General features: G+C 48.5%; 20 protein-coding genes. 8 read left to right on the forward strand and 12 right to left on the reverse strand.

The features are described from left to right. Positions 1–200, forward strand: a 200-nt coding sequence (locus ACYVJG_RS10255; RefSeq protein WP_460430966.1) for a hypothetical protein, incomplete at its 5' end; no start/stop codon positions are given. A gap of 30 nt (positions 201–230) precedes the next feature. On the opposite strand, the gene ACYVJG_RS10260 is transcribed toward ACYVJG_RS10255, so the two are convergent. From ACYVJG_RS10260 to ACYVJG_RS10275, 4 genes are all read right to left on the reverse strand, one after another. Further along, the gene (locus ACYVJG_RS10260) at positions 231–2,165 is read right to left on the reverse strand and encodes a DUF2357 domain-containing protein (protein ID WP_460430967.1); all 1,935 of its coding nucleotides are present in this window, start codon (positions 2,163–2,165) and stop codon (positions 231–233) included. 53 nt (positions 2,166–2,218) lie between these two features. Then, positions 2,219–5,359, reverse strand: a complete 3,141-nt coding sequence (locus ACYVJG_RS10265; RefSeq protein WP_460430968.1) for a DUF3427 domain-containing protein — start codon at positions 5,357–5,359, stop codon at positions 2,219–2,221. Positions 5,360–5,619: 260 nt separating this feature from the next. Beyond that, positions 5,620–5,985, reverse strand: a complete 366-nt coding sequence (locus ACYVJG_RS10270) for a type II toxin-antitoxin system PemK/MazF family toxin (protein WP_022654353.1) — start codon at positions 5,983–5,985, stop codon at positions 5,620–5,622. Beyond that, entirely contained in the window at positions 5,982–6,248 is a 267-nt protein-coding gene (locus tag ACYVJG_RS10275; RefSeq protein WP_460430969.1) for an AbrB/MazE/SpoVT family DNA-binding domain-containing protein, read from the reverse strand. Before ACYVJG_RS10275 ends, ACYVJG_RS10270 begins: the two co-directional genes overlap by 4 nt. Before the next feature lie 426 nt (positions 6,249–6,674). Here ACYVJG_RS10275 and ACYVJG_RS10280 point away from each other — a divergent pair, with 426 nt between their 5' ends. Next, the gene (locus ACYVJG_RS10280) at positions 6,675–8,303 is read left to right on the forward strand and encodes a sensor domain-containing diguanylate cyclase (RefSeq protein WP_460430970.1); all 1,629 of its coding nucleotides are present in this window, start codon (positions 6,675–6,677) and stop codon (positions 8,301–8,303) included. Positions 8,304–8,330: 27 nt separating this feature from the next. On the opposite strand, the gene ACYVJG_RS10285 is transcribed toward ACYVJG_RS10280, so the two are convergent. From ACYVJG_RS10285 to ACYVJG_RS10300, 4 genes are all read right to left on the reverse strand, one after another. Then, entirely contained in the window at positions 8,331–8,555 is a 225-nt protein-coding gene (locus ACYVJG_RS10285) for a hypothetical protein (protein ID WP_460430971.1), read from the reverse strand. A 60-nt stretch (positions 8,556–8,615) separates the two neighbouring features. Beyond that, positions 8,616–9,902 (reverse strand): serine--tRNA ligase, encoded by a 1,287-nt coding sequence (gene serS, locus ACYVJG_RS10290; RefSeq protein WP_460430972.1) that lies wholly within the window; start codon positions 9,900–9,902, stop codon positions 8,616–8,618. A 73-nt stretch (positions 9,903–9,975) separates the two neighbouring features. Beyond that, a complete protein-coding gene (tilS, locus tag ACYVJG_RS10295) occupies positions 9,976–11,343 on the reverse strand; it encodes a tRNA lysidine(34) synthetase TilS (protein ID WP_460430973.1) in 1,368 nt (455 codons plus the stop codon). Then, entirely contained in the window at positions 11,312–12,280 is a 969-nt protein-coding gene (locus ACYVJG_RS10300) for an acetyl-CoA carboxylase carboxyltransferase subunit alpha (RefSeq protein ID WP_460430974.1), read from the reverse strand. Before ACYVJG_RS10300 ends, tilS begins: the two co-directional genes overlap by 32 nt. A 435-nt stretch (positions 12,281–12,715) precedes the next feature. Between ACYVJG_RS10300 and ACYVJG_RS10305 the strand changes: the two genes are divergently transcribed. Continuing rightward, complete coding sequence (locus tag ACYVJG_RS10305) at positions 12,716–12,859, forward strand: hypothetical protein (protein ID WP_460430975.1); 144 nt, start codon at positions 12,716–12,718, stop codon at positions 12,857–12,859. Here the strand turns inward: ACYVJG_RS10305 and yegS are convergent. Both yegS and ACYVJG_RS10315 read right to left on the reverse strand, forming a co-directional pair. After that, a complete protein-coding gene (yegS, locus tag ACYVJG_RS10310) occupies positions 12,856–13,758 on the reverse strand; it encodes a lipid kinase YegS (RefSeq protein ID WP_460430976.1) in 903 nt (300 codons plus the stop codon). The two genes, ACYVJG_RS10305 and yegS, sit on opposite strands and share 4 nt — an antisense overlap. Next, positions 13,758–14,933 carry an O-succinylhomoserine sulfhydrylase gene (locus ACYVJG_RS10315; protein WP_460430977.1) on the reverse strand — a complete coding sequence of 392 codons (1,176 nt, stop codon included), beginning with the start codon at positions 14,931–14,933 and terminating at the stop codon, positions 13,758–13,760. The genes yegS and ACYVJG_RS10315 overlap by 1 nt, the downstream gene beginning before the upstream one ends. A 222-nt stretch (positions 14,934–15,155) precedes the next feature. On the opposite strand from ACYVJG_RS10315, the gene ACYVJG_RS10320 reads away from it, so the two are divergent. After that, positions 15,156–15,776, forward strand: a complete 621-nt coding sequence (locus ACYVJG_RS10320) for a LysE/ArgO family amino acid transporter (RefSeq protein WP_027405308.1) — start codon at positions 15,156–15,158, stop codon at positions 15,774–15,776. 25 nt (positions 15,777–15,801) lie between these two features. On the opposite strand, the gene ACYVJG_RS10325 is transcribed toward ACYVJG_RS10320, so the two are convergent. Beyond that, a complete protein-coding gene (locus ACYVJG_RS10325; protein WP_460430978.1) occupies positions 15,802–16,533 on the reverse strand; it encodes a peptidylprolyl isomerase in 732 nt (243 codons plus the stop codon). Positions 16,534–16,594: 61 nt separating this feature from the next. Next, positions 16,595–18,226, reverse strand: a complete 1,632-nt coding sequence (locus ACYVJG_RS10330; protein WP_460430979.1) for a methyl-accepting chemotaxis protein — start codon at positions 18,224–18,226, stop codon at positions 16,595–16,597. A gap of 291 nt (positions 18,227–18,517) precedes the next feature. Here ACYVJG_RS10330 and ACYVJG_RS10335 point away from each other — a divergent pair, with 291 nt between their 5' ends. From ACYVJG_RS10335 to ACYVJG_RS10350, 4 genes are all read left to right on the forward strand, one after another. Further along, a complete protein-coding gene (locus tag ACYVJG_RS10335; RefSeq protein WP_460430980.1) occupies positions 18,518–20,170 on the forward strand; it encodes a GAF and HD-GYP domain-containing protein in 1,653 nt (550 codons plus the stop codon). Between the two features lie 2 nt (positions 20,171–20,172). Further along, positions 20,173–20,952, forward strand: coding sequence for a 3',5'-cyclic-nucleotide phosphodiesterase (locus tag ACYVJG_RS10340; protein ID WP_460430981.1), 780 nt, complete (start codon positions 20,173–20,175; stop codon positions 20,950–20,952). Positions 20,953–20,987: 35 nt separating this feature from the next. Further along, on the forward strand, positions 20,988–22,325 hold the full coding sequence (locus tag ACYVJG_RS10345; protein WP_460430982.1) for a tetratricopeptide repeat protein: 1,338 nt from the start codon (positions 20,988–20,990) through the stop codon (positions 22,323–22,325). A 17-nt stretch (positions 22,326–22,342) separates the two neighbouring features. Next, positions 22,343–23,700 (forward strand): FecR family protein (locus ACYVJG_RS10350; protein ID WP_460430983.1); only part of this gene is annotated, 1,358 nt, incomplete at its 3' end.

The following is a 23,700-nucleotide window of genomic DNA, read 5'->3' on the forward strand; positions in this document are numbered from 1 at the left end:
GAGCAACAGGAAGCACCGCACTAGCCGCCCGTTGGGCGGCACGCCCCTTCACCCCCAGCCAAATCCTTTCGCCTGCGGCTCAGAAGGAAGGGATTATGGCTGGAGCACTGGGGCGCAAGTCCGGTAGCGTGGGCACTGTTCTTTTGCCCACTATATGTTTAATTGATGAGGATTTATGGTGCGTCGCCCCTTCGGGGTGACGGCACCGTACGAGCGGTGTTTAGCCTGCTTTACACGATTGCCTCTTCGTATACTTTTTCAACTTCGGCAAATTTAGTCACGCTCTCTAGGCGAGTTAAGGTTGTGAGTTTCATCGAGTTTTTCATTGGCCGATGTGGCACGTTGGTTACCGGTGTTTGCAGCAATAACGGCTTGCCTAGCTGAAATAAATAATACAAATCAGCAGAGTCTGATTTCTTACCCGCTTGCTCTTCAGTAATGGCGTAGCGTGGTAACACCGTCACCCGTTTAACTGGCCAAAGTTTGTCAATTTGCTTAGTTGAACTTTGGGTATCTGAGGTAGATGCCAATGCTAAATAGCGAATTTCCTCAGCAATATGTTGTTCGAATTTTTGTAAAAACGTGCTTTGTCGCAGGTGATACCACTGCGCTGTCCCTTGTTCAAATCTTTCAAAGTAAGCATGATTGCGGCCACGTTGCCCCCCTAATGCCAATGTGATGGTTAAATCAGGGTACAGGACTTGGCGCATGCCATCACACGGTATGCGTGCAGCTTCTTGTACGTAAAGCCTTTCCGCCATGCTGGCCACAGGATACGTCACCTCATTGCCTTGTCCTGTTTGTGTATTCGGTGCTGTTCCGATTTGGGCTTGTAAGAATTCTAACAACCACTGGTGACCAGAATAACTGTACTCAGTCTGGCTAGGCCCGTTTTGACTGGGCAACAGGGCGAATGCGCCAATACCCACTTCTTCTATTGCGGCTGCGTATGGATTTTGCTTTGTGGCTTGATCAAAAAAGCCTGGATATAAGGCAAAGGCACCAAAGACAGGGCGACTTTTCTTGACGCGTTGGCCAGCGTTTGAACTTGATGGCGATTCAGTTAAGTGAGGCTCTGACAAACGTATCAGTGCATCACGATAACGGTGCATTTGGTTAATGGCATCGTCTGGTACGTAATCAGTGCTCTCAATATCCTCACTACCATCATCAAAGCGGCTTTTATCAGTCTTAATGCGGTATTTGGCATCAAACAGCCAAATAAACTGCTTTTCTTCTGAAGGGCCTGATGCTGAGCTTACGCTTTTAGGCAGTGTTACTTCTAAAACAATATCCGGTTCTTGGTTAACCAAATACGAGCGGATGGATTGCCCTTTTTTGGTAAATTTAGGCTCGTGTGCCAGCCTCGCTGTCACGCCGTCGCTACGTTTAAAGAGAAAGGCACCGGCAAAACCATCTTTTAATTGGTATTCAAAAAAGTCATTTTGGGTAAGCTTCGTTGCGCTGTTTTCCACTAATTCAAAGCCGAGATCGTGCTCTAAAATCTGTTTCAAACACAAAAAGCACCACACTTCATAAATCTCAGCTACCGACTTCATTGAAATGCTCGACTGATTGCTAAACACATCTAAATAAAATTTCAGTTCCTGCCAAACACGATACACCGCGCTATAACCCGTTTTTTGCTGTAGCACTAACGACTCACGGCTAAGACCTGTGTAAGTGCCAACCTCTTTCAGAAAACTTTGGCTTAATACTTTTTGCAGTGGTTGTTGCCAACTATGTAACTCATTTAAAAAGGAATCAGATAACCGTTGGCGTTCTGGCGCTTGGTTACTTTGCCTGAGCTTTTGTTCAAACTCTGCCAATTGCCGTTTGCTTTTACTCACCGCCATTTTGATAAAACGGTTTTCTGGTGTATCAACGCTCAGTTGATTTTTTTCGACTGCGTAACGTTTATCGTGCTGTCCATTCGCAAAGTCTTGCTTTACCTGCTCGGCTAATTTATGTGGTAAGCGACCTTTTAGCTTGGCAGCTTTAATATTGGCCTCTGTGGGTTGTAAACGGCTATGAGGTGCGGCACAAATTAATTTTAAACCTTGCTCAAAGCGCTCCCTTAATACCGCGAAATTGGCCAACCACATGAGTGGAAAATGTCCGCGTTGCTGATTAGTCGCCGCGTCTTGCTCGGTTTTTTCTACCAAACTAAAGTGCTAAAGAAGGTGAAATATGTCAATGACTAAATCCATCATGAAGATTATCCCACAGCCAACTTAGCAGCCTGTTGCCACATAAAGTGCGGCATAGGTTCTTTTAACTGCCAAGTAATGCTCATTGGTTGTGAGCCTTTATGCGACACATACTCCACTTCACCATAATTAACAAAACCCATCGTGCGCCCATATTCATCTTCAGTTTGTTCACGCACAAATAAAAACAGACGCTTACCCATTCTTTGATGTTGAATGTACTCCAAACCACGACCCTTATCTGGCCGAGCGCTATTTTGTGATTGCCAATGGAAAAGACGTTCGTTAATCGCGTAATCGTGATACATGGTGGTTGGCGAAAATTGCTTTTCATTTTTGTCTAAAGTGACAAACATCAGTTCAAAATTCTGATCTTTAGGCACAAAAACGCCTTCTCGTGCTGGCGGCTGGTACTCAAATGTTATCGCACCAAATGCCACCAATATTTGTTCACGCGCATAACGGGCATGCAGTCTTAGTGAAACCTCAGGCAAATCCTGCATTCTTGCTTGCTCATGCTTGGTATGTGCGAGTTGCCAGTTAACAACGTCCAATAGTTCTGCTTTTAAGTCGCACGCATTTAGTTTCGCTAAGCTCTGTTCGATGGAATCGAATCCACATTCAGGCCCCGTTTTCTGCCAAAAATCGTAATGACACATCAAGGCATAACGATGACTAGCATTTTTAACAACAAAGTTATTTTGGCAAAGTAGTTTTAAGAAACTCAAATAGACATGGTCATCGCAGGTTAAAATTCGGTTATAGATGGCCTTTCTAAGCATTTTCAGCAGTTCTTCATGAGCTGAATTTTCGTTGATTTCATCTTTGGCTTGCTGAACCAACTGTGACCAACTCCCTCGCTTATAAAGTTCATTCAAGTCGATATGAGGATTTAAGGTTAAGAAATTCGACAATGTTAACGGCAGTGTGGAATGCTGAGGATATTGGCGGATCATCGCAACTAAACGCTTTAAAGTTAACGTAGCTTGGCGAATATTGCTGAGCACCATTTCTTGAGTACGCTTACTGAGTTCTATTCGACAACCCAGTGGTGCGTGCGGAAATCCTTGCTTTATTTCATCACTGATCGCTTGATGATTTTTCCCCACTAATGCTCTAAATTTATTGGCAAAATCATATTCAGGGCGTGAGTTACCAACAAAATCCAGCACGGTGCAACATTCTTTACCCTCAGCTAAACGCAAACCTCGGCCAAGCTGTTGCAAGAAAATGGTCAAACTTTCTGTAGGTCGTAAAAACAATAAGGTATCGACTTCGGGAATATCGACACCTTCATTGAAGATATCGACCACGCAAAGCACGTTAATGCTGCCAGAACGAATAGCTTGCTGCTTTTGTTGCCGCTCGTGGCTGTTATCACTGGTCAGCACATCTGCTTTAATGCCTTTTAACAAGAGTTGTTGTGTCATGTAATGGGCATGCTCTTTACTCACACAAAAAGCTAGCGCTTTTGTTTTGCTAATATCTGTTAGGATTTCCTGCATACTGAATAAGATTTTATTAAAACGAACTTGGTTGTGAGTATAAAGGTTGGTGAGTTGAGTAATATCATAGCGTCCACGACTCCAAGGAATGGTCCGAAGGTCGGTATCATCATCGATACCAAAATACTGAAATGGGCAAAGGTGACGACGATTAATGGCTTCTGGCAAACGGATCTCTGCCGCAATCACACCACCAAAGTCCGCCAGAATATCACCGCCATCATGGCGCTCTGGCGTGGCAGTAAGGCCGAGTAATATAGTTGGGGAAAAATGCTCTAGCACTGCACGATAACTTGAAGCTGCAATATGATGCACTTCATCAATGACAATGTAGTCATAATAGTCAGCAGTTAGGTTAAGCTGATCCAACTGATTGTTCAGTGTTTGGATGGAAACAAACAACTGCCGATAATGCTCTGGCGTATGCCCACCAACCCAGAGTTCACCAAAAGTGCCATTACGCAATACACCACGATAAGCTGCTCTTGCTTGTTTTAAAATTTCTTCTCGGTGTGCAACAAATAAGAAATTTGCTTGCGGTTTCTCTTTGATAAAACGTGCAAAATCAAAGGCTGAAATTAGGGTTTTTCCGGTGCCGGTTGCCGCAACGACTAAATTGCGAAATCGTTGGTGAACACTGCGCTCAACAGCCAACTGTTCCAAGATGTCACTTTGGTGCGGAAACGGTGAAATATCAAAGAAATGCGTTGGGCTAGCCTCAAAATCTCCGCGCTGCTGGCTCAAAGCTTTTTTGAGTTTTTCACTGCTTGTTGCATCGCCACTAAAGTGTTCAAAATCATTAGAAGCCCAATAGGTTTCAAAGGTGCTCAATGATTTATTGATAATGTGTGGGATTTCTTGTGAAGTAATTTTCAAATTCCACTCTAAGCCATTGGTTAACGCTGAATGGGAAAGATTAGACGATCCGATATAACCAGTGTGATAGCCAGTGTTGCGTAAAAATAGATAGCTCTTTGCATGTAAACGTTCCCGCTCGGTGTTGTAACTTAGCTTCACTTCGGTATTGGGTAAACTTGCCAGATACTCAACTGCTTTCGCGTCGGTTGCACCCATATATGAGGTGGTGATAATTTTTAACTCACGGCCGCTGGCAGTAAATTCCTCAAGTTCTTTACGAAAGATCCGTATACCTGCCCACTTAATAAATGACACTAACCAGTAGATTTTATCCGCAGACAAAATCTCTCTTTTTAATTCAGATTCAAGTGACAATCCTGCATTACTGCCACAAAACAGTTCACTTTGACTTAGTCCGGTTAACGGAAAAATGTCGTTAATATAATTTTTCAAATCTGCTGAGACAGGATTTTTGAGCTCATAGAGCGCGGTCAGAATTTTACCTTGGCTGGCAAGCAAATTATCTTCGATAAAATCGTTATCTTGAATTTGTGTTTTTAGCCATAGTAACAATTGATTGGATAAAGCAATTTGCTGTTGCAGACGATCATCACTAGAGGGGACAGACTCAATCGCATACTCAATTATGTGTGATAAGAAACGTGATAGCCAGATGGATGCTTCACTGCTATTAAGTTCACGTTCGCCTACATAGAATCGTTCTCGGTCAATTCGACTTTCGATAAGCTGCGTTATAAGCTGTTCATAAATCCCGACTTGTTGCATATTGTCCCTTTTATTCCAATAGCTGTATCAATAACAGCATCGATTGATATGGTCGCTAGTAGCGTGGGCAGTTTTTTTATGTCCACTATATGTTTGATTGATGAGGGTTTGTGGTGCGTTGCCCCTTCGGGGTGACGGCTACGGAAACCTGCTTGTGCTGAGGCGTCATACCCGACTAAGACATCAACGCAGAAAAAATTCTCGCGGCGGGATTTTGCCATCTGGCAGCAGAAATCCCCTTTTTTAGGACAGAGAGGAAGTCAATCTAGCAGTTGCTCTATCACTTTATCGGCGCCTATCAGAGGGATAATACGCAGTAATACTTGCTCCAAAACCCCTTGTTCCGCGCAAGTGATCATTTTCGCTTTACGTTCTTTCCATGACAAAGTTTGTATTAAACTGGCTGCCACCACAGAGGGTTGGTCTAAATTATTGACTGCAACTTCCGTTGCACCACCACGAATGCTGGTGCTGATAGGACAACAAATGAGCAACCCTGTTTGTTGATGATAAGTTTTAGACGATAGAACTAAAGCGGGTCGATATTTGCCAATTTCTTGACCTTTAGTTGGCTCGAAATCTAACCAAATAATATCATTGCGTTCTGGAATATAGGTTTGACTCATTGGTCACCGAGCTCCGTTTTATTCGGAGCTGCCATCTCGTCGGCATGAGCGGTATAGGCATTCAAATCTTTCAACAAAGCCTCTTCAGAGAATGGCAACTTAAGCCGCTTTTGCTGCGCTCTAATCGGCTCAATCACGATTTTTCCATCACAAACTTCAATCGTGACCTGACTATTCACCTCAAGCCCCATGCTGGCTAACATATTGGCAGGAATACGCACTGCGGCACTATTACCCCATTTATTAATTTGCGATTGCATCATCAATTCCCCTTTAGCGTATCTACAATATAGATACTTTAGCACCTACTAACGTAGTGTCAACATTGTAGATACACACATACTTAGCCAAGCACTTCTATTTAATGACTTTGTATTGATAAAGTTTTTCCAGATACCAAGATCTGGTTTTTTGGTGTGATTCTTTGCTTATCAACGAGGGGTATTACCTCGGTAAGCTGGTCGCGTGGGCACTGTTCTTGTGCCCACTATGTGGCTGAGGAGTGTGGGTTTACGGTGCGTTGCCCCTTCGGGGTGACGGCACCGTACGAGTAATGTTTGCCCCGTTTTACCCTACGCCGCCGACATGCAATACGGCTAGTTTCCCTATCAATACTAGATAAATCGATTGTGTCAATTTTGATAAATTGCTATAATTAAACTCTTTTTCATCTAATCACTAAGTGGGTAATGGCGACTTCTTTGGCTTCACGCATGACAGAGCAATTGGCTGCTTGGCATTGTGGTCAATGGTTGAGCCTACGGCGACTGATTTTATTGTTGGCATTTTTATCTACCGTGCTTGCGTTGTTAAATGCCTTTTATGCCAGCTATCACCTGCAAAAAGAAACCCTGATTACCAACACCCTCGAAACAAATCGGGTTTATGCTAATAAGCTGTCCAACACGGTCAGCGTGTTTATTCAAGACACCCACCAACAACTGACATTCAGCGCCGGTTTATTGGTCAATCATCTTGCCAACCCAGCATTCCTTGCCCAAGAAGCCAGCCGCCTGCGCGAACAAATTTCATCATTCGATGCTGTGTTGGTGGTTGATCACACCGGCAAAGTATTAGCCACCTCGCCGCAGCTTACCCGTGTTTTATATACCACCTTGCAATCCAGCGGCGCGCAGGAGGCGTTGCAAAAACGCCGTCCTTTAGTCAGTCAACCCTATCGGGCTGATACTGGCCGCTTGGTGATGATGCTCTCGGTGCCGATGATCAATAAAGCAGGGCAATATCTGGGTTATGTCGGCGGGACGATTTATCTCGAAGAACCAAACACCCTTAATCGTATTTTGGGTGAGCATTTCTACCGTGATGGTTCCTATCTCTATGTTGTCGATCACCAAGGCAATATTATTTATCACCAACACCGTAAACGGATTGGTGACAATGTGGCGCGTAATCCGGTAGTGGCAAAACTGATGCAAGGGCAACAAGGGGCAGAGCCGGTTATCAATACCCTAGGCCAAAGTATGTTGGCGGGTTTTGCGATTGTGCCCGAAACCGGCTGGGGTATTGTTTCACAGCGGCCTATGAGCGAAGCGTTGGCACCATTAGACGATCTGATGCTAAGTTTAATGATCCATACCTTGCCACTACTGCTGTTGTCGTTGTTATCGCTGTGGTGGTTGTCGCGTGCGATTGCGCGGCCACTCTCTAAGCTGGCGCACATTGCAAAAGAACTCGATCGTCACGAACATCGCCATGATTTTCAGCGTATTGGTTCGTGGTATTTTGAGGCGCGACAACTCAAACAATCTTTGGAAGAAGGATTCACGGCGGTACACCGCACCCTGCGCCATTTGAAACGCGATGCGATTACCGATCCTCTCACCGGTTTGGTGAATCGTCGTGGTTTGGATGTAATTTTGGAAGACTATCTTCAACACGAAACCGATTTTTGTGTGTTAGCAGTCGATATCGACCACTTTAAGCGGGTGAATGATGAATTTGGTCATCAAGTGGGTGATGAGGTGTTGTCGCTATTAGCACAAGTGATGCGTAGCGTTGTGCGGGAACAGGATATTGTCTGTCGCAACGGTGGCGAAGAATTTGTGATATTGCTGCCCGAATGCCCGATTCATACTGCTTATGAAGTAGCCGAACGCTTGCGCGAGAAAATGGCCCGTATGCCCAATCCCTGTCAGCGGCCAGTGACGTTGTCGTTGGGGGTGGCGCATTATCCACACGATGGCAGCACCATCACCCAAGTATTTGAACAGGCCGATGTTGCCTTGTATCAGGCAAAACGTAATGGCCGCAATCAGACCGTGATTGCAAGCCACCTAACAGAAAAACAACCAGCATAAACGAGGGGCATTTCTCGGTGCCCTCGCTTAGTCGCTGTTTTCTGTGTCGGCAAACGGGTCTTTTTTCTTTTTACGGCGCGGTTCAATCAAGCCGGCGGTCTTCATCTGTTGCCGGCGGCGAACAATAAACAGTAAAAGTAAACTGGGCAGGACACCGAGTAGGACTAAAACCAAACCGCTGCGGATGATCGAGTTTTGGGCCGCTGCCAGCATCAACACGACATACAGCCAACCAATCCAGATGATAAACATGGCGCTTTCCTGTGCAAGCAGAGAGGGGTTTCTTAACAGCGTCTAGAAACCCCGACTCTATTAGGCGCGTAAGGTTTCCACGCCACCTAAATAAGGCCGCAGCACTGCTGGCACGGTGACCGAACCATCTGCATTTTGATAGTTTTCTAATACTGCCACCAATGTCCGGCCCACTGCCAAGCCAGAGCCGTTTAAGGTATGGACTAGGCGGTTTTTGCCTTGTTCATCTTTGAAACGGGTCAGCATCCGACGGGCTTGGAAATCTTCACAGTTGGAGCAGCTGGAAATTTCACGATAGGTGTTTTGTGCCGGCAACCAGACTTCAAGATCGTAGGTTTTTGCCGCGCTGAAGCCCATATCGCCGGTACACAGGGTGATGACCCGATAGGGCAATGCCAACGCCTGTAAAATCGCTTCGGCGTGGCCAACCATCTCTTCTAAGGCAGCATAAGAGTGGTCTGGATGGGCGATTTGTACCATTTCAACTTTGTCGAATTGGTGTTGACGGATCATGCCACGGGTATCGCGGCCATAACTCCCTGCCTCGGAACGGAAGCAAGGCGAATGAGCCGTCATCTTGATCGGCAATTGTTCTGCCTTGACGATGCTATCGCGTACGGTATTGGTGAGCGTGATTTCCGACGTGGAGATCAGGTATTGCTCGTGACCGCTTTCATCACCGCCCTTGCTGACTTTAAACATATCATCAGCGAATTTAGGCAGTTGACCGGTGCCATACAGCACATCGCTGTTCACAATATAAGGCGTGTAGTGTTCGGTGTAGCCATGTTGGCGGGTGTGGGTATCCAACATAAACTGCGCCAAAGCACGGTGTAAGCTGGCGATTTGGCCGCGCAACACAGTAAAGCGTGCGCCAGACAGTTTTGCCCCAGTGTCGAAATCCAAGCCTAAGGCAGCACCGACATCGACATGGTCTTTGACGTCAAAGTCAAATGCACGCGGTGTGCCCACTGTCCGTACCACGACATTGTCGTTTTCATCTTTCCCCACTGGCACCGACTCATGTGGCAGATTAGGCAATGTTAACAACCATTGTTCTTGTTGTTGTTGCACCTGCTCGAACGCGGTTTCGGCAGCTTTCAGTTCATCGCCCAAGCTAGCGACTTCGGCCATAATTGGCGCGACATCTTGCCCGTTCTTTTTCGCGATGCCAATTTGTTTAGACACGCTATTGCGCTTGGCTTGTAGCTCTTGCATCCGCACTTGCAGCGTTTTGCGTTCGGCTTCGAGTTGAGTGAATTGTTCGGTTTCGAGATGATAGCCACGGCCAGCTAAACGCTGTGCCACCGCTGCGATGTCTTGACGTAACAGTTGAATATCAAGCATGGGTAACCCTGCAAAAAAAGAGAAGAACAAAAGTAGGCGAGCATTATACCTGCCTCACCCAGCGATGGGCCGTTTATACGCTGTCCGCTGGGGTCATGTCCCACTGTGGCCAATGGCCAATCTCTTCTGCCCCAGCCTGATAAGGTGCGGCAATTGCAAGACCGGGGAGAGCTACAATGTCTTGTCCCTGACTTAACACCGGCCATACATCACGCCATGCCAAGGGCACACCGGCTTCCTGAAACAGTTTTTTCAATGGCCGGCGGCCAATGCCGGCAATGGTGATGGATTCCCCTGCTTGGCGTGGCCGCAGCGTTAGACCCTTGGCTGCTACCGCAGCGGCAATACCTCGGCCAAGTTGACTGTGCCAAGACAGCCGACCATAGCCCAATTCGATACTCTCGGGGGGGGTAAGGGTGTGCGTTGGGAAGATTGTTGTCGGGGGTTGCCAGACATAGAGCTGTTGTCGATAGCGAAACAGTTGCCAACGGCCAAAGCGCAAGGTGGGTTGTGCCGAGGGGGGGGCATGTTGGCAATCATGGCAAAACTGGGCAATGGCATCCGTTGATGGCAGCGTTGTGCTGCACTGCCGTAAAAAGGCAATTAACACCGCCTGTTGTCGTAACGGCGACAGGTGTTGCCAGTGGTGTAATGGTAATGTGGTGGCAGTTGCGCCGCAGTGCTGTAAATCGGCTTGACTGTATTCGTCTAACAGTTGATGTTCTCGTGCTGCTTGTTGTGCTGTTTGTTGTAACTGGGTCAGTGCCTGTGGCCAGAATGGTTCAATGGCTGGCAAGAGTTGGTGCCGCACGACATTGCGGCGCCAATGCAGTTGTTGGTTGCTGGGGTCTTCTTGCCATGTCAACTGATGCTGTTGAGCGTAATCGGCTAATTGGGCACGGCTGTAAGACAAAAGCGGGCGCCACAAATACGGTGCTTCACTGAAGGTAGTGGGCTGTTGCCCGTGATAGGGTTGCCCACTCGGTTTGTGTAAAGGCCGCCAAGTCGGCATGGCCGCCAGCGCCGCACTGCCTCCCCCGCGTAGCGCATGGAGTAAGACAGTTTCTGCTTGATCGTTGGCATGGTGGGCGAGGGCAATAATCTGGGCGGGGCTTGTCGCAAAGGCAGCGTAACGGGCATGGCGGGCAGCGGCTTCCAAACCATTGCCTTGCGCTGAGACTCGGACATACTCAACTCGCAATGGCACTTGCCATCTGGCACACAGTTGTTGACAAAAATCGACCCATTGATCGGCCACCGCTTGTAAACCGTGATGGACGTGCAGTGCACTTAGGGTCAGGGGGGCGCCCTGTTGTCGCAGGGCAACGAGGCGATGCAATAGCACAACGGAATCGAGGCCACCACTGAGGGCAGCCTCGATTGAACAGGCAGCTAGGCCAATAGGCCAATCAAACAGTATCGGCTTCTTTGAAACGACCATAGGCCATCAGACGTTCAAAACGGGCATCTAACATCTGATCGATACTTTGCCCTTGCAGCTGGCGCAGGCTTTCTGCGATGGTGCGTTTCATCTGTTGCATCATTTGATGGGTATCACGATGCGCGCCACCGACAGGTTCTGGAATCACCTTATCGATCAAACCCAAAGTCTTCAGGCGACTGGCGGTAATGCCGAGCGTTTCGGCGGCTTCGGAAGCTTTTTCCGCACTTTTCCACAAAATCGAGGCGCAGCCTTCGGGAGAAATCACCGAATAAATCGAGTATTGCAGCATATTGATTTGATCGCCGACCGCAATCGCCAAGGCACCGCCCGAGCCCCCTTCGCCAATCACAGTACACAAAATGGGTACGCGTAAGCGGGTCATTTCGTACAAATTGCGGCCAATGGCTTCAGACTGACCGCGTTCTTCAGCACCAATGCCAGGATAAGCACCCGGGGTATCGATAAAAGTGATAATCGGCAGGCCAAATTTTTCGGCTAAACGCATCAGGCGCAAGGCTTTACGATAGCCTTCTGGTCGTGGCATACCAAAGTTACGCAGAATTTTCTCTTTGGTATCGCGGCCTTTTTGATGACCGATTACCACCACCGATTGGCCATTAAAACGTGCCAAACCGCCGACAATCGCTGGATCGTCAGCAAAGGCACGGTCGCCGTGTAATTCTTGGAAATCGCTAAAGATACTATTGATATAGTCTAGGCTATAGGGCCGCTGTGGGTGGCGTGCCACTTGTGAAATTTGCCAGGGTGACAGTTTGGCGTAGACTGTTTTAGTCAGCTCTTGGCTTTTCTTCTGTAACCGAGCAATTTCTTCAGAAATATCGAGCACTGAGTCATCTTGCACAAAGCGCAGTTCTTCGATCTTGTTTTCCAGCTCTGCAATGGGCTGCTCAAAATCGAGAAATGTGGTTTTCATCCTTTTCCCCGAAAAACGTCTCTCGGTCACGAGAGGATGGCTCGACTGTCAATTTGCTGCTCCGCAAAGACAAGTCGCCATTGGTGAAGTGATAGAGGCAGTAAACAACCCGCGACTGAAGTCGCAGGCTTTATCGTAGGACGAGACAATGCCTATCCCCGACATTAGGCTGGTTTACAGCAGCCCTTGGCGAGACGGCAGTCTTGCCAATCCACCGATATTAGCGCCTCGGTGGAGAACGGCTACAGATCCTGTACTCCCACCGCTTTGCGGTAACCTGGGATGCCGGCCACCGAAAACTCCGGTGCGCACCATTGGATTGGGAGCCATGCACAGCGACTTGAATGCAAGTGGCTCGATTTTACCACAGGGTGCGCTTGGCGCACCCGCAATTCCTCCCGCGATTGAAATCGCGGGTTTCCTTGCGGAGGTTCTATGAAATTTGCCGAAGTGCCAGTGCCTACCTTATACGTGAGCGATTCAATAGAACAGCCCACATTTGGTAAACCCAGAATCGGCGAATCATACCGCAGCAGCCTCGATAACACCATTGCTCTGCAACAATGTTCTGTCACTTAGCGCAATAGCATAGGACAATCCAAAGGAAGATGGACAGCTAATGCCGAACGCCTGACCTCGAAGCGGAAATGGCTGCCCTGTAGTGGTTCGCCATCTAAATTGATTGCTAAACCAGCGGGGACGCTGACTTCTAGCGTGGGGGTACGAACTGAGACAAACACTTCGCGGGCGACTGCCTCGACGCCATCGACTAATGACGTCCACAAAGCACTGCCTGCATCGGCATTCGGCAAAATATGGACATCTAATAGCCCATCATTAAGACAGGCATCAGGACATAAAGGATGACCGCCACCGGCCATCCGACCATTACCGACTGCCAATACCAAAAAATCACCATCCCAATGAAATCCTGGGCCATTAAAATGCCCTGTTTCAGCCGCAATGCCGCTAAAACGAGATAAACCGGTGAGTAAATAGGCTAAGCCACCAAGGGCACGTTTGCTTTCGGCGGGTGTATCGACTGTAATTTGCGTGCCAAAACCGCCGGTCGCCATATTGATAAAAAAACGGCCACCGACTTGGCCGACATCAATCCAAGTGGGCGGCAGGGTACAAACCAGTTGCAGGGCGGGTAAGATGTCTAATGGCAAGCCGCAGGCGGTAGCAAAATCATTAGCGGTGCCCATCGGTAAAATACCCAGCGATGGCAACCGTTCGACCGGTGCGACTAACATACCCGTGACCACTTCGTTAATCGTGCCATCGCCACCGGCAGCAATCACCGTATCTACGCCCTCGCGCACCGCCTCACCGGCAAAACGTACCGCATCGCCCCCTTCCCACGTTACGCGCATTTCGAGTTCGACACCTGTATGGCGCAGGCTGTAAACGGCTTCACGTAGCGCTGGGTCGCTGGCTGCTTTGCCATTGGCGATAATTCTTAGCCGCCGCCGCATTACGCCTCCGTTGCTAGGCTGTGCGTTAAATCTTGGATGAGATCGTTGACGTGTTCCAATCCCACTGAGATACGCAACAATCCTTCACCAATCCCTGCCTTTGCACGGGCTTCGGGGGTTAAACGGCCGTGGGTGGTGGTGGCTGGGTGGGTGATGGTTGACTTCACATCACCCAAATTGCCCGTCCGTGAGATGAGACTAACATTATCCACCACTCGCCATGCCGCATCACGTCCCCCTTTAACTTCAAACGACACGATGGCACCGCCAGCGCTTTGTTGTCGCATGGCCAGTTCATGTTGTGGGTGGCTGGCAAGGCCGGGGTAGTAAACACGGCTAATCATCGGATGGGTTTCTAACCATTGGGCAAGGGCAAGGGCATTCGCCGCTTGTTTTTCCACTCGCACAAATAAGGTTTCTAAGCCTGATAACAATACCCAAGCATTAAAGGCCGATAGCGTAGGGCCAGCGGTTCGCACATAAAGGTAGATTTGTTCAATCAGGGCATCGGGCCCCACTACCGCGCCGCCCAACACACGGCCATGACCATCAAGGAATTTGGTGGCGGAATGCACGACAAAATCAGCGCCATGTTCAATCGGACGTTGCAGTGCTGGTGAGCAGAAACAATTATCGACTGCTAACCATGCGCCATGCTGATGGGCAATGGCGGCTAAACCCGCTAAATCGGCAATTTCTGTCAGGGGGTTAGAAGGGGTTTCAACAAAAAATAGCTTGGTATTGTCTTTGATGGCTGCTTGCCAAGCGGACAAATCGGTTAACGGCACAAAACTGACTTCAATACCAAATTTCGGCAATAAATTGCTGAACATCTGCAGCGTGGCACCAAATAGGCTTTGAGAAGCCACGATATGATCGCCTGCTTTTAATAAGGAAAAAATCAGGGCATGAATGGCTGCCATGCCGCTGGCTGTTGCAATCGCCCGTTCGCCGCCTTCCAACGCGGCTAGGCGTTCTTGGAACATGCTGACAGTGGGGTTGGTAAAACGAGAATAGGTGTTACCACTTAATTCACCACTGAATAGACGCATTGCCTCGTCAGCCGACTCGGTGAGAAAGCTCGAAGTGAGATAGAGCGCGGGACTATGTTCATTAAATTCGCTGATTTGTCGGCCAGCGCGAATGGCCAGCGTGTGGGGGTGCAAAGTTGACACAAACTATCCTTACGATGCCAATACAAGAAAAGACAGATGGTAAACAAAAACCGTGACCTAAGAAGGGAATTTTTGCTCTAAGCGCCATACCAATGGTTCTATAGCGAATGACAGAAAAACAGTGATCTATGCTGTTAAAAAAGTAAATGACTAGCATAGTATTTGGCTCAATGGCATTATCGACCATAGCTTTCTCTTTTTTTCTGCTAAATGGCCGAGTCTATGTTACAGCTTCCTGTCTATTTATCTGGTTTTTCTGTTGCTGCTGGCTTAATTGTTGGCATTGGCCCACAGAATGCTTTTGTGCTTAAACAAGGGATTGCCCGACAACAAACGTTGGCTATCGTGACAGTCTGTGTCTTATGTGATATCGCGTTGATTTCGCTGGGTGTGGCAGGGTTGGGGCAATGGATTGCAAATTGGCCGGCATTTATCTCGATTGCCACATGGGGTGGAGCCGCTTTTTTACTGGCGTATGGTTTGCGTGCTTTTAAAGCCGCATGGCGGCCACCACAATTTGATACCACACAAACCGCTACGGCAGCGACATTAAGACAAGCTGTATTGGCGGCGTTGGCCTTTACCTTGCTCAATCCCTATGTCTATTTGGATACCGTCATTTTGATGGGCAGTGTGTCGGCGCGATTTGACGATGCGGCGCGGTGGTCGTATTGGCTGGGCTGTATTACTGCGTCAAGCCTGTGGTTTATTTTGTTAGGTGCGTTTGCCAGTCGTTTGGGGCCGTTGTTTGCTAAACCGATGAGCTGGCGCGTATTAGACAGTTTGATTGGTGTGATTATGTGTGCCACTGCTGCTCATCTGGTATTTAACTACGGCAACTAGAACAGCAGTGGACTTGGCCTAAGGCTTAGGCTGGCATTTGATAGCCTTCAATGGTTGCGGCTTGTACCAAACCGCTGAGGTATTGGTGCATGGCTTGACGACCTGCGGCCTCATTGAGGTGTTGACGCAGTTCTTCTTTCACCGCTTCAAACGGGACTAAACCGCCGGTTTGACGATCATTGACTTGCACAATATGCCAACCAAACTGGGTTTCTACCAAGTATGGAGCGATTTCGCCTGCATCGGTGCTGAAAACCGCTTCTTCAAACGGTGGTACCATTTGACCACGGCCAAACTGACCCAAACTACCGCCTTCTTTACCGGAAGGACATGCCGAATGTTCGCGTGCTAAATCGGCAAAACGGGCTGGGTTTGTTTGGGCTTCGGCCAAGATGCCCTCGGCTTTGGCTTTTTGTAACGAGTCGGCCAGTTCGTCACCATTTTGGCGAGCGAACAAAATATGGCTGGCGACAGCGCTTTCACCTTGTTGGAAGTGGTGCGAGTTGCCTTCATAGAAAGCCAAACATGCGGCTTCATCCAATGGGGTAAATTGCAATTCTTGGTCGAGCAAGCTTGCAATGGCCAAGTTTTCTTCTTCTTGGGTCAAGCCTTTGGCACGCGCTTGTTGCAATAACAGTTGATGCAGAATCAGTTGTTGGATTGCCGCTTCGCGCGGGTTGGGGGCGTAGCCGTGGTTTTCTGTTTCCGCAGCGATCATCGCGTCGGTGATTTCAACACCGTTGACTGTAATGGCCATGAATGTGTCCTGTTTGAGTAAATCGAACCCACTTGTTTCAAGCGGGGTGAGTCATTATGCCTCATACCCGAAAGTGCCGGATACCTTGTGTTAAGACATGAGCCAATTGCAATAGGGTTTGCACTTGGGCAGAAAGCTGTTCCGCCACCACGGCATTGTGCCCTGCTGCCGCAGCCACCGCTTCCATATTTTGTGCCAAGGCATGGCTGGCGGCTTGTTGTTCTTTGACCGAATCGGCAATGCTCGCCGCTTGTTGGCAGCTTACAACGGTAGTGTGTTCGGTATGCTCAATCCCTTGGTTGACCCCTGCTGCCACCTGACGGCTGTTGTCTAAGGTGGTGAGACCTTGTTGAATTGAGTCTTCCAACGATTGTGATTGCTGACTCAACATGCGAGTGACGCGATCAATTTGATTGGCCGATTCTGCCGATTTTTCAGCAAGTTTACGCACTTCATCCGCCACCACGGCAAAACCGCGCCCTTGCTCACCGGCTCGTGCGGCTTCAATTGCTGCATTTAATGCTAAGAGATTGGTTTGATCGGCAATGTCGCGCACTTCGCTGGTCATGCTGGTGATTTGGTTGCTCATCTCAAGGAAGCCATGCACCAAGCCAGCGATATGCTGCACGATGTGTTCAATACTGTTGACTTCTTGCGTCAGTAAACTCAGTTGCTGTTTACCTTCACGCGCCACTTCAACCGCTTGTTCGGCACTGTAATACATTTGTTGACTGGTGCCGGCGACAGTGCCAACACTGACTGACAATTCTTCAATCGCCGAGGCCGATTCAGTTGATGCCCGCGATTGGTCACGCGCCGATTGCAACAGCTGGTTAGCCATATCAGAGAGACAGCTGGCCAACTGTTCTAGTTGGTCAACGCCCCCTTGCACGCTACGAACACTGCTACAAAGATGATGTGTCATTTCTTGCATGGCGGAAACGACTTGACCCGTTTCATCGCGGCCTGCAGTTGGCAAGGTTACTGTTAAATCACCTTGTGCCACGGCTTTCACTGAATGCACCATATTTTTCATTGGTTGGGTGATGCTGCGTGTGATCAAGCTGCCAGCGACCACAGCCAAAATCAACAGCAACGAGCCTGTACCTATTCCCCAATACAGGGCGCTGTAATAGGTGGCTTCTGCTGCAGCCAATTCATTTTCAATACGGTTTTGTTCTGCTTTAATCAGAGCCTCAAGGCTTTCTCGCCAAGGGCGTACCGCAGGGATAAGCTCTTCATTCATCACTCGAATCGCCGCCTCAACATCCCCAGCCACCCCAAACCGCATCATTTTGTCGATGACAGGTTCAGATATCACGCGCTGTGCCGCAGCTTTTTCTAATAGCTGTTTTTCTTCGGGGCCAGGGGGATAGCTTTGCCAATGTTCAGTGATGCTTTGCAGAATCTTGTCGTACTCGGCCCGCGTATGACGCATTTTTTCAACGGCTTTTTGTTTCGTTGCCACATCGGGATACATCACCGTGTCACGATACAAAGTGCGCTGCATCTGTAAATTATAGGTCAGCGCAGTCACGGCTTCGACCATGCGATTTTGGTCTTTTGCCACACTGTTCAGGTGATTACGCAGGGCAGAAACGCCAGTCAGTTGCACCAACAACATGACCACCACGAAGAAAATCATAATGCCAAAGGCAAAACTCAGACGAAGTCCTATCCGGATATTTTGCATAGCTGATGAAACTCTATTCTATGAAAATTAAAAATATCAATAATATCACAAAAAAAGCAGCAAAATTTTTATCTTAATCAATAAAAAGGTGAATGATGCTAAAAACAGACTGCTAAAACCCTTCATAGTCATTACGGTTAAATTTTAATGACAAAACATTTCTCTAAGACGTTAAGTTAAAAAAATACTGATTCTCGAACAGAAATACGTACAATTTGGCATGGAATTGGCTCACCTCTGTTAGAGATGGGACGGTATCCGCTTGCTATCCCGATATTGAGAAAGCTAGGTATGACTGAGGTGACCTCTTCTGTGCGCGATATTGAGCGCATTCGGCGTTTGAACGCGATTGGTATTGCGCTATCGGCAGAGCGCGATCAAGCCCGTTTACTAGAAATGATCTTAAACAGTGCTCGCGATTTAACGGGGGCAGATGCAGGGACGTTTTATCTGTACGAACCTGAGGCCAAAGCTTTGCACTTTGCTATTGTGCAGAACGATAGCTTGAATATCCATTTGGGCGGTACCGGCGAACCGGTGGGGAATCGTTTTCCGGTGTTACCACTGTATCAAGCCGATGGCACGCCGAATGAAAAGATGGTGGTGGCGTATGCGGTACTGCATGATAAAACGGTGAATGTGCGCGATGCCTATACCGAACAGGGTTTTGATTTTGCTGGAACCAAGGCATTCGACCAGCGTACTGGCTACCGTTCGTGCTCTTTTTTAGCCATTCCACTGCGTAATCATGAGGGTGAGACGATGGCCGTCTTGCAGCTGATTAACAAATTGGATGAGACCGGTAAAGCGATTGCTTTTGATAACACCGACCAAGAGATTGCTGAATCCTTGGCTTCGCAAGCTGCCATTGCGCTGACGAATCAACGCTTAATTGCTGAGTTACGCAATTTGTTTGATAGCTTTGTGCAGGTGATTGCCAGTGCGATTGACGCAAAATCACCGCACACCGGTGCCCATTGCCGCCGTGTCCCCGAAGCAACACTGATGCTTGCCGAAGCCGCCAGCCAGTCTGATTTGCCCGGGTTGGCTGATTTTTCGCTACAGGAAGCCGATCGTTACGAACTGACGACTGCTGCTTGGTTACATGATTGTGGCAAAGTCACCACGCCTCATCACGTGATGGAAAAATCCACCAAATTAGAAGCGTTTATCGATCGTATTGATATGGTGGCATTGCGTATTGAGATTTTACGCCGTGATTTACACATCGCACATTTGCAACGCTGTGTCACGGCGGCACAACAGGGCTTGGCTTTGCCTGAGGACGCACCGTTACAACATGAGCTGGCGCAGTTGGCCGCTGATTTTGCTTTCTTGCAACGCAGCAACAAGGGCGGTGAGTTTATGCGTGACGAAGATTTAGCCCGTCTTCAAGAAATTGCTGCGCGTTCTTGGGTCAATATGGCGGGTGATTGTCTGACCGCATTGACCGAAGATGAATTGATGAATCTCAGTATTCGCAAAGGGACATTGAATGCTGAGGAAAGAAAAATCATGGAAGGGCATATGGTGATGACGATCAGTATGCTCGAACAGCTCCCCTTCCCAAAACATCTGCGTCGTGTTCCGGAATATGCGTGTGGTCACCATGAAAGAATGGATGGTCGAGGCTATCCCCGTGGGTTGACCCGAGAACAGATGTCGGTGCCTGCACGCATTATGGGGATTGCGGATGTCTTTGAAGCACTGACCGCCCATGAGCGACCCTATAAAAAGCCGATGCCGCTGTCGATGGCATTGACCATCATGGGCCGCATGGTAGAAGACCAACATCTTGATCCAGAGTTATTTGCTGTGTTTGTCGGCGAGAAAGTGTACTTACACTACGCTGAGAAATATTTGCAACCAGAACAAATTGATGAGGTGGATTTGAATAATTTACCCGGTTTACAGGCGTTGTGGCAGAAACAATACCAGGAATAATGATGAAAATTGAAATACTCGGCGCCAGTGGAGGGATTGGGAAAGGACTATACACCACCTGCCTACGTATCAATGACCATACACTAATCGATGCTGGAAGTGGTTTAGGTAATTTGCCCAATGAAGAATTGAGAAAAATTCAAAGAGTATTTTTAACTCATGCACATTTAGATCATATTGCATTTTTGCCATTATTGATTGATGTCTGTTATGAGTTTTTGCAAAAACCGATTGAAGTGTTTGCTTTACCTGAAGTCATTTCTGTTTTAAAGACGCACATCTTTAATTGGTCGGTGTGGCCCGACTTTACTGTGCTGCCTAATGCCGAACATCCGGTATTGAAACTGCATCCCGTGACGTATCCTCATCCTTTAGCAGCCGAAGAACTGAGGTTAACCCCCTTTTTGGTTGAGCATGTTGTGCCATGTTGTGGGTGGTTGGTGGAGGCGGATGGCGTGCGGTTTGCATTTACAGGTGATACCACGGCAAATACCAATTTGCTCAACACCCTAAATGGGTTAGGCCGTTTGGATGCTTTAATGATTGAATGTGCCTTTCCTGATCGCTTGGCCGATTTAGCGCATCTATCAAAACACATTACGCCAAAATCATTATTTCATTTACATGAAAAAATGCAGCATCCTTGCCCATTGTGGATTTCTCATTTAAAGCCCTCACAAACTGAGGAAATCACGCAACAACTACAGGATTATTTCCCAGAAAATGGCTATACCTTATTGCATCATGGGATGGAAATGATGCTGAATAAAACCTCTGCTTAATCTCTCTTTCTTGTTCTCTTTTGGAATCGATTGCTATGCGAAGCCGTTTATCTTGCCTCTGTGCCGCTCTGTTACTGTTCAGCCATGTACCGATAGCCACAGCAGAAAATCTAAACGAACGCTTAAACTCGGCAATGGAAGAGATTAAGAGCGGTGAGTATAAATCAGCGATTTCCCGCTTAAAGAGTGCAGAAGCTCAGTTTGCCGGCGATCCTGATTTTGATTATTGGTTAGGTGTGGCATATCTACGCGATGCGGATTACGCCAATGCAATTTTTGCATTAGAGCGGGTGATTGATAAAAACCCTAACCATGCTGGTGCAAGGATGGAGTTGATCCCAGCTTATTTGCAACAGAATATGGATTCGCTGGCTGAGCATGAAATTAAACAAGTTGAAAAGCTCAATCCGCCTCCGGCTGCTCGCGAAGCCTTGGCTCAGTATCGCAAGATCATTGACCAGCGTCGAGAAGGGAAAAAGTTTGAGACACGGGTGGTGATGGTGGGGCTAGACGTCGGGTATGACAGCAACGTTAGTAGCTATCCAGCCACAACTTTACTGCTTCCAGTCTTTAACTTGCCGATTCCGCTTGCCCCAAGTGGTAGCAACTTTGCCAATGCCCGTTTTGCCTATTGGCAAAAATTTCCGCTGAACAATGGTGATTGGATGTCCGCCAGTGTGTCGGCGTTGGCACGGCGTAACCAAGACGAATTTGCCAAGCAATACGATATGGATATCGTACAAGTGCGGGGTGAATATAACGCGGAGTTTTCCGCTGAACGCAGTTTGCGTTTTGCCGTTGAAGCGAGTCAATTATGGTTGGATGGTGAAAGTTATCGGACGCATCAGGGCTTGGCGGTTCGCTGGCAGCAAGGGCTAGATGATAAGTGGTCATGGTACAGCGAAGTAGGCGTGCGTGATTTTGATTTTGAAGAAAGCGTCAATAGCTATCGTGCACCGTGGGGGATGTTGGGGGTTCGTTATCGCCCCAACAGTGGCACGGTGTGGGAAGCCAACCTAGAAACAGAAAAAGAATTGGCTGATGCAAAACGGATTAACGGTGACACATTCCGCGTTCGTGCCAATGTCAGTTTTGAACATCAATTGACCCAACAACACCGTTTCGGTTTGGATTTTCACGTTGCCGATGTCCGACACGACCGTGATTATCTTGCTGGCACGCTCTATAACAAAAGCCGAAGTGATATTTCTCGCCGCGATACCGTCTTTGAATATGGTGCGAACTGGACATGGTATGCCACACCCACTTGGCATTGGGCGCTGCGTGGCCAAAGTCGCCACCAAACCTCTAACCTCGATTTTTATACCTATCGTCAAAACTTGATGCAGTTGTCCAGCACCTTCTTCTTTTGATGTAAAGAGATTACCTGATGAATACCGCCCTTGCCCTTTCCTTGGTTCCTCTGCGTGGCCGTTCGGGTCATAGCTTACGTTTATTGTCTGGTTGTTTGTTGCTGGCACTCTCAAGTGGTATGGCCCTTGCCGCTAATGATCCTGCGGCAAATCTGTTGTTTGTGCATGGCGAAGTCAAAATTATTGACGTTAAAAATAAAGAACGTCCTGCTGCACGTGGTGCACAACTGTTTACGAAAGAGTTGGTGCGGACGGGTGCAGCTGGCTCGGCACAAGTGAAATTTACTGATGGTACTTTGGTGGCGTTACGACCCGGGACGGAATACCGCATTGATGACTATAAAGAAAATCCCAACAACCCCAACACGGAAAAGCAAGCTTCCACTTTATTAAAAGGCAGTTTGCGTGCCATTACCGGCGCGGTGGGTAAGCGAGTGCCTGCTAATGTGACGTTTAGCACACCAGTGGCGACGATGGGGATTCGTGGCACTGTGATTGGTTTGATTTACGTCCCACCAGAAGGTTTGCCTGAATTGCCAGATGTGGCACCGGGTACTTATGCCTTGGTGACGACAGGTCGTGCTGAATTAACCTCGGGGGGCGGCAGTTTGCCGATGGTAGCGGGGGATGTGGTGTATGTACCTGATGCCAAGAGTGTGCCACAACTGGCACCGCAGTTTATTCGTCTGTTTGAGAATTCAGATCAAACAGTGCCAGCGAACGTCAATCAACAAAGCAGCAGTCATAATCAAGGGGGAGTAAGTGGCGGTGGTGGTGGCTCCGGTGGTGGTAGCGGTGACAGTGGTTCACCCGCAACCAACCCTCCGTCAGATTTACCACCGGCACCCCAACCCGATCAGGGAAATACACCTAGATCGGGTGACCAGTTTGGGCAGGACGGGGGGCCACAATCTATCTTAACCGGTGCGACACAGGAAAGCCGTACTACAGAGCAGTTAGGACGGTTACCCAACACCAACCCGCCTGCACCAGCCCCTATACCAGAACCGACTCCGGTGCCAGTACCCACACCAGTTCCTACGCCAGAACCCACTCCGGTACCTGTACCCACACCGGTTCCTACGCCAGAACCCACTCCGGTACCTGTACCCACACCGGTTCCTACGCCAGAACCCACTCCGGTACCTGTACCCACACCGGTTCCTACGCCAGAACCCACTCCGGTACCTGTACCCACACCGGTTCCTACGCCAGAACCCACTCCGGTACCTGTACCAACGCCTGTTCCTACGCCAGAACCCACTCCGGTACCTGTACCAACACCAGTTCCTACGCCAGAACCCACTCCGGTGCCTGTACCCACACCGGTTCCTACGCCAGAACCCACTCCGGCGCCTGTTCCTACGCCAGAGCC

The organism is Aquaspirillum soli (assembly GCF_054781915.1).

What these genes read in the sequence shown, in the direction of transcription:
- ACYVJG_RS10280 (WP_460430970.1), top strand. Translation starts at nt 6,675, where the DNA reads ATGGCGACTTCTTTGGCTTCACGCATGACAGAGCAATTGGCTGCTTGG.
- tilS (WP_460430973.1), bottom strand. Translation starts at nt 11,343, where the DNA reads ATGGTCGTTTCAAAGAAGCCGATACTGTTTGATTGGCCTATTGGCCTA.
- ACYVJG_RS10335 (WP_460430980.1), top strand. Translation starts at nt 18,518, where the DNA reads ATGACTGAGGTGACCTCTTCTGTGCGCGATATTGAGCGCATTCGGCGT.
- ACYVJG_RS10265 (WP_460430968.1), bottom strand. Translation starts at nt 5,359, where the DNA reads ATGCAACAAGTCGGGATTTATGAACAGCTTATAACGCAGCTTATCGAA.
- ACYVJG_RS10345 (WP_460430982.1), top strand. Translation starts at nt 20,988, where the DNA reads ATGCGAAGCCGTTTATCTTGCCTCTGTGCCGCTCTGTTACTGTTCAGC.
- ACYVJG_RS10270 (WP_022654353.1), bottom strand. Translation starts at nt 5,985, where the DNA reads ATGAGTCAAACCTATATTCCAGAACGCAATGATATTATTTGGTTAGAT.
- ACYVJG_RS10305 (WP_460430975.1), top strand. Translation starts at nt 12,716, where the DNA reads ATGAAATTTGCCGAAGTGCCAGTGCCTACCTTATACGTGAGCGATTCA.
- ACYVJG_RS10330 (WP_460430979.1), bottom strand. Translation starts at nt 18,226, where the DNA reads ATGCAAAATATCCGGATAGGACTTCGTCTGAGTTTTGCCTTTGGCATT.
- ACYVJG_RS10275 (WP_460430969.1), bottom strand. Translation starts at nt 6,248, where the DNA reads ATGATGCAATCGCAAATTAATAAATGGGGTAATAGTGCCGCAGTGCGT.
- ACYVJG_RS10340 (WP_460430981.1), top strand. Translation starts at nt 20,173, where the DNA reads ATGAAAATTGAAATACTCGGCGCCAGTGGAGGGATTGGGAAAGGACTA.
- serS (WP_460430972.1), bottom strand. Translation starts at nt 9,902, where the DNA reads ATGCTTGATATTCAACTGTTACGTCAAGACATCGCAGCGGTGGCACAG.
- ACYVJG_RS10285 (WP_460430971.1), bottom strand. Translation starts at nt 8,555, where the DNA reads ATGTTTATCATCTGGATTGGTTGGCTGTATGTCGTGTTGATGCTGGCA.
- ACYVJG_RS10320 (WP_027405308.1), top strand. Translation starts at nt 15,156, where the DNA reads ATGTTACAGCTTCCTGTCTATTTATCTGGTTTTTCTGTTGCTGCTGGC.
- ACYVJG_RS10325 (WP_460430978.1), bottom strand. Translation starts at nt 16,533, where the DNA reads ATGGCCATTACAGTCAACGGTGTTGAAATCACCGACGCGATGATCGCT.
- yegS (WP_460430976.1), bottom strand. Translation starts at nt 13,758, where the DNA reads ATGCGGCGGCGGCTAAGAATTATCGCCAATGGCAAAGCAGCCAGCGAC.
- ACYVJG_RS10300 (WP_460430974.1), bottom strand. Translation starts at nt 12,280, where the DNA reads ATGAAAACCACATTTCTCGATTTTGAGCAGCCCATTGCAGAGCTGGAA.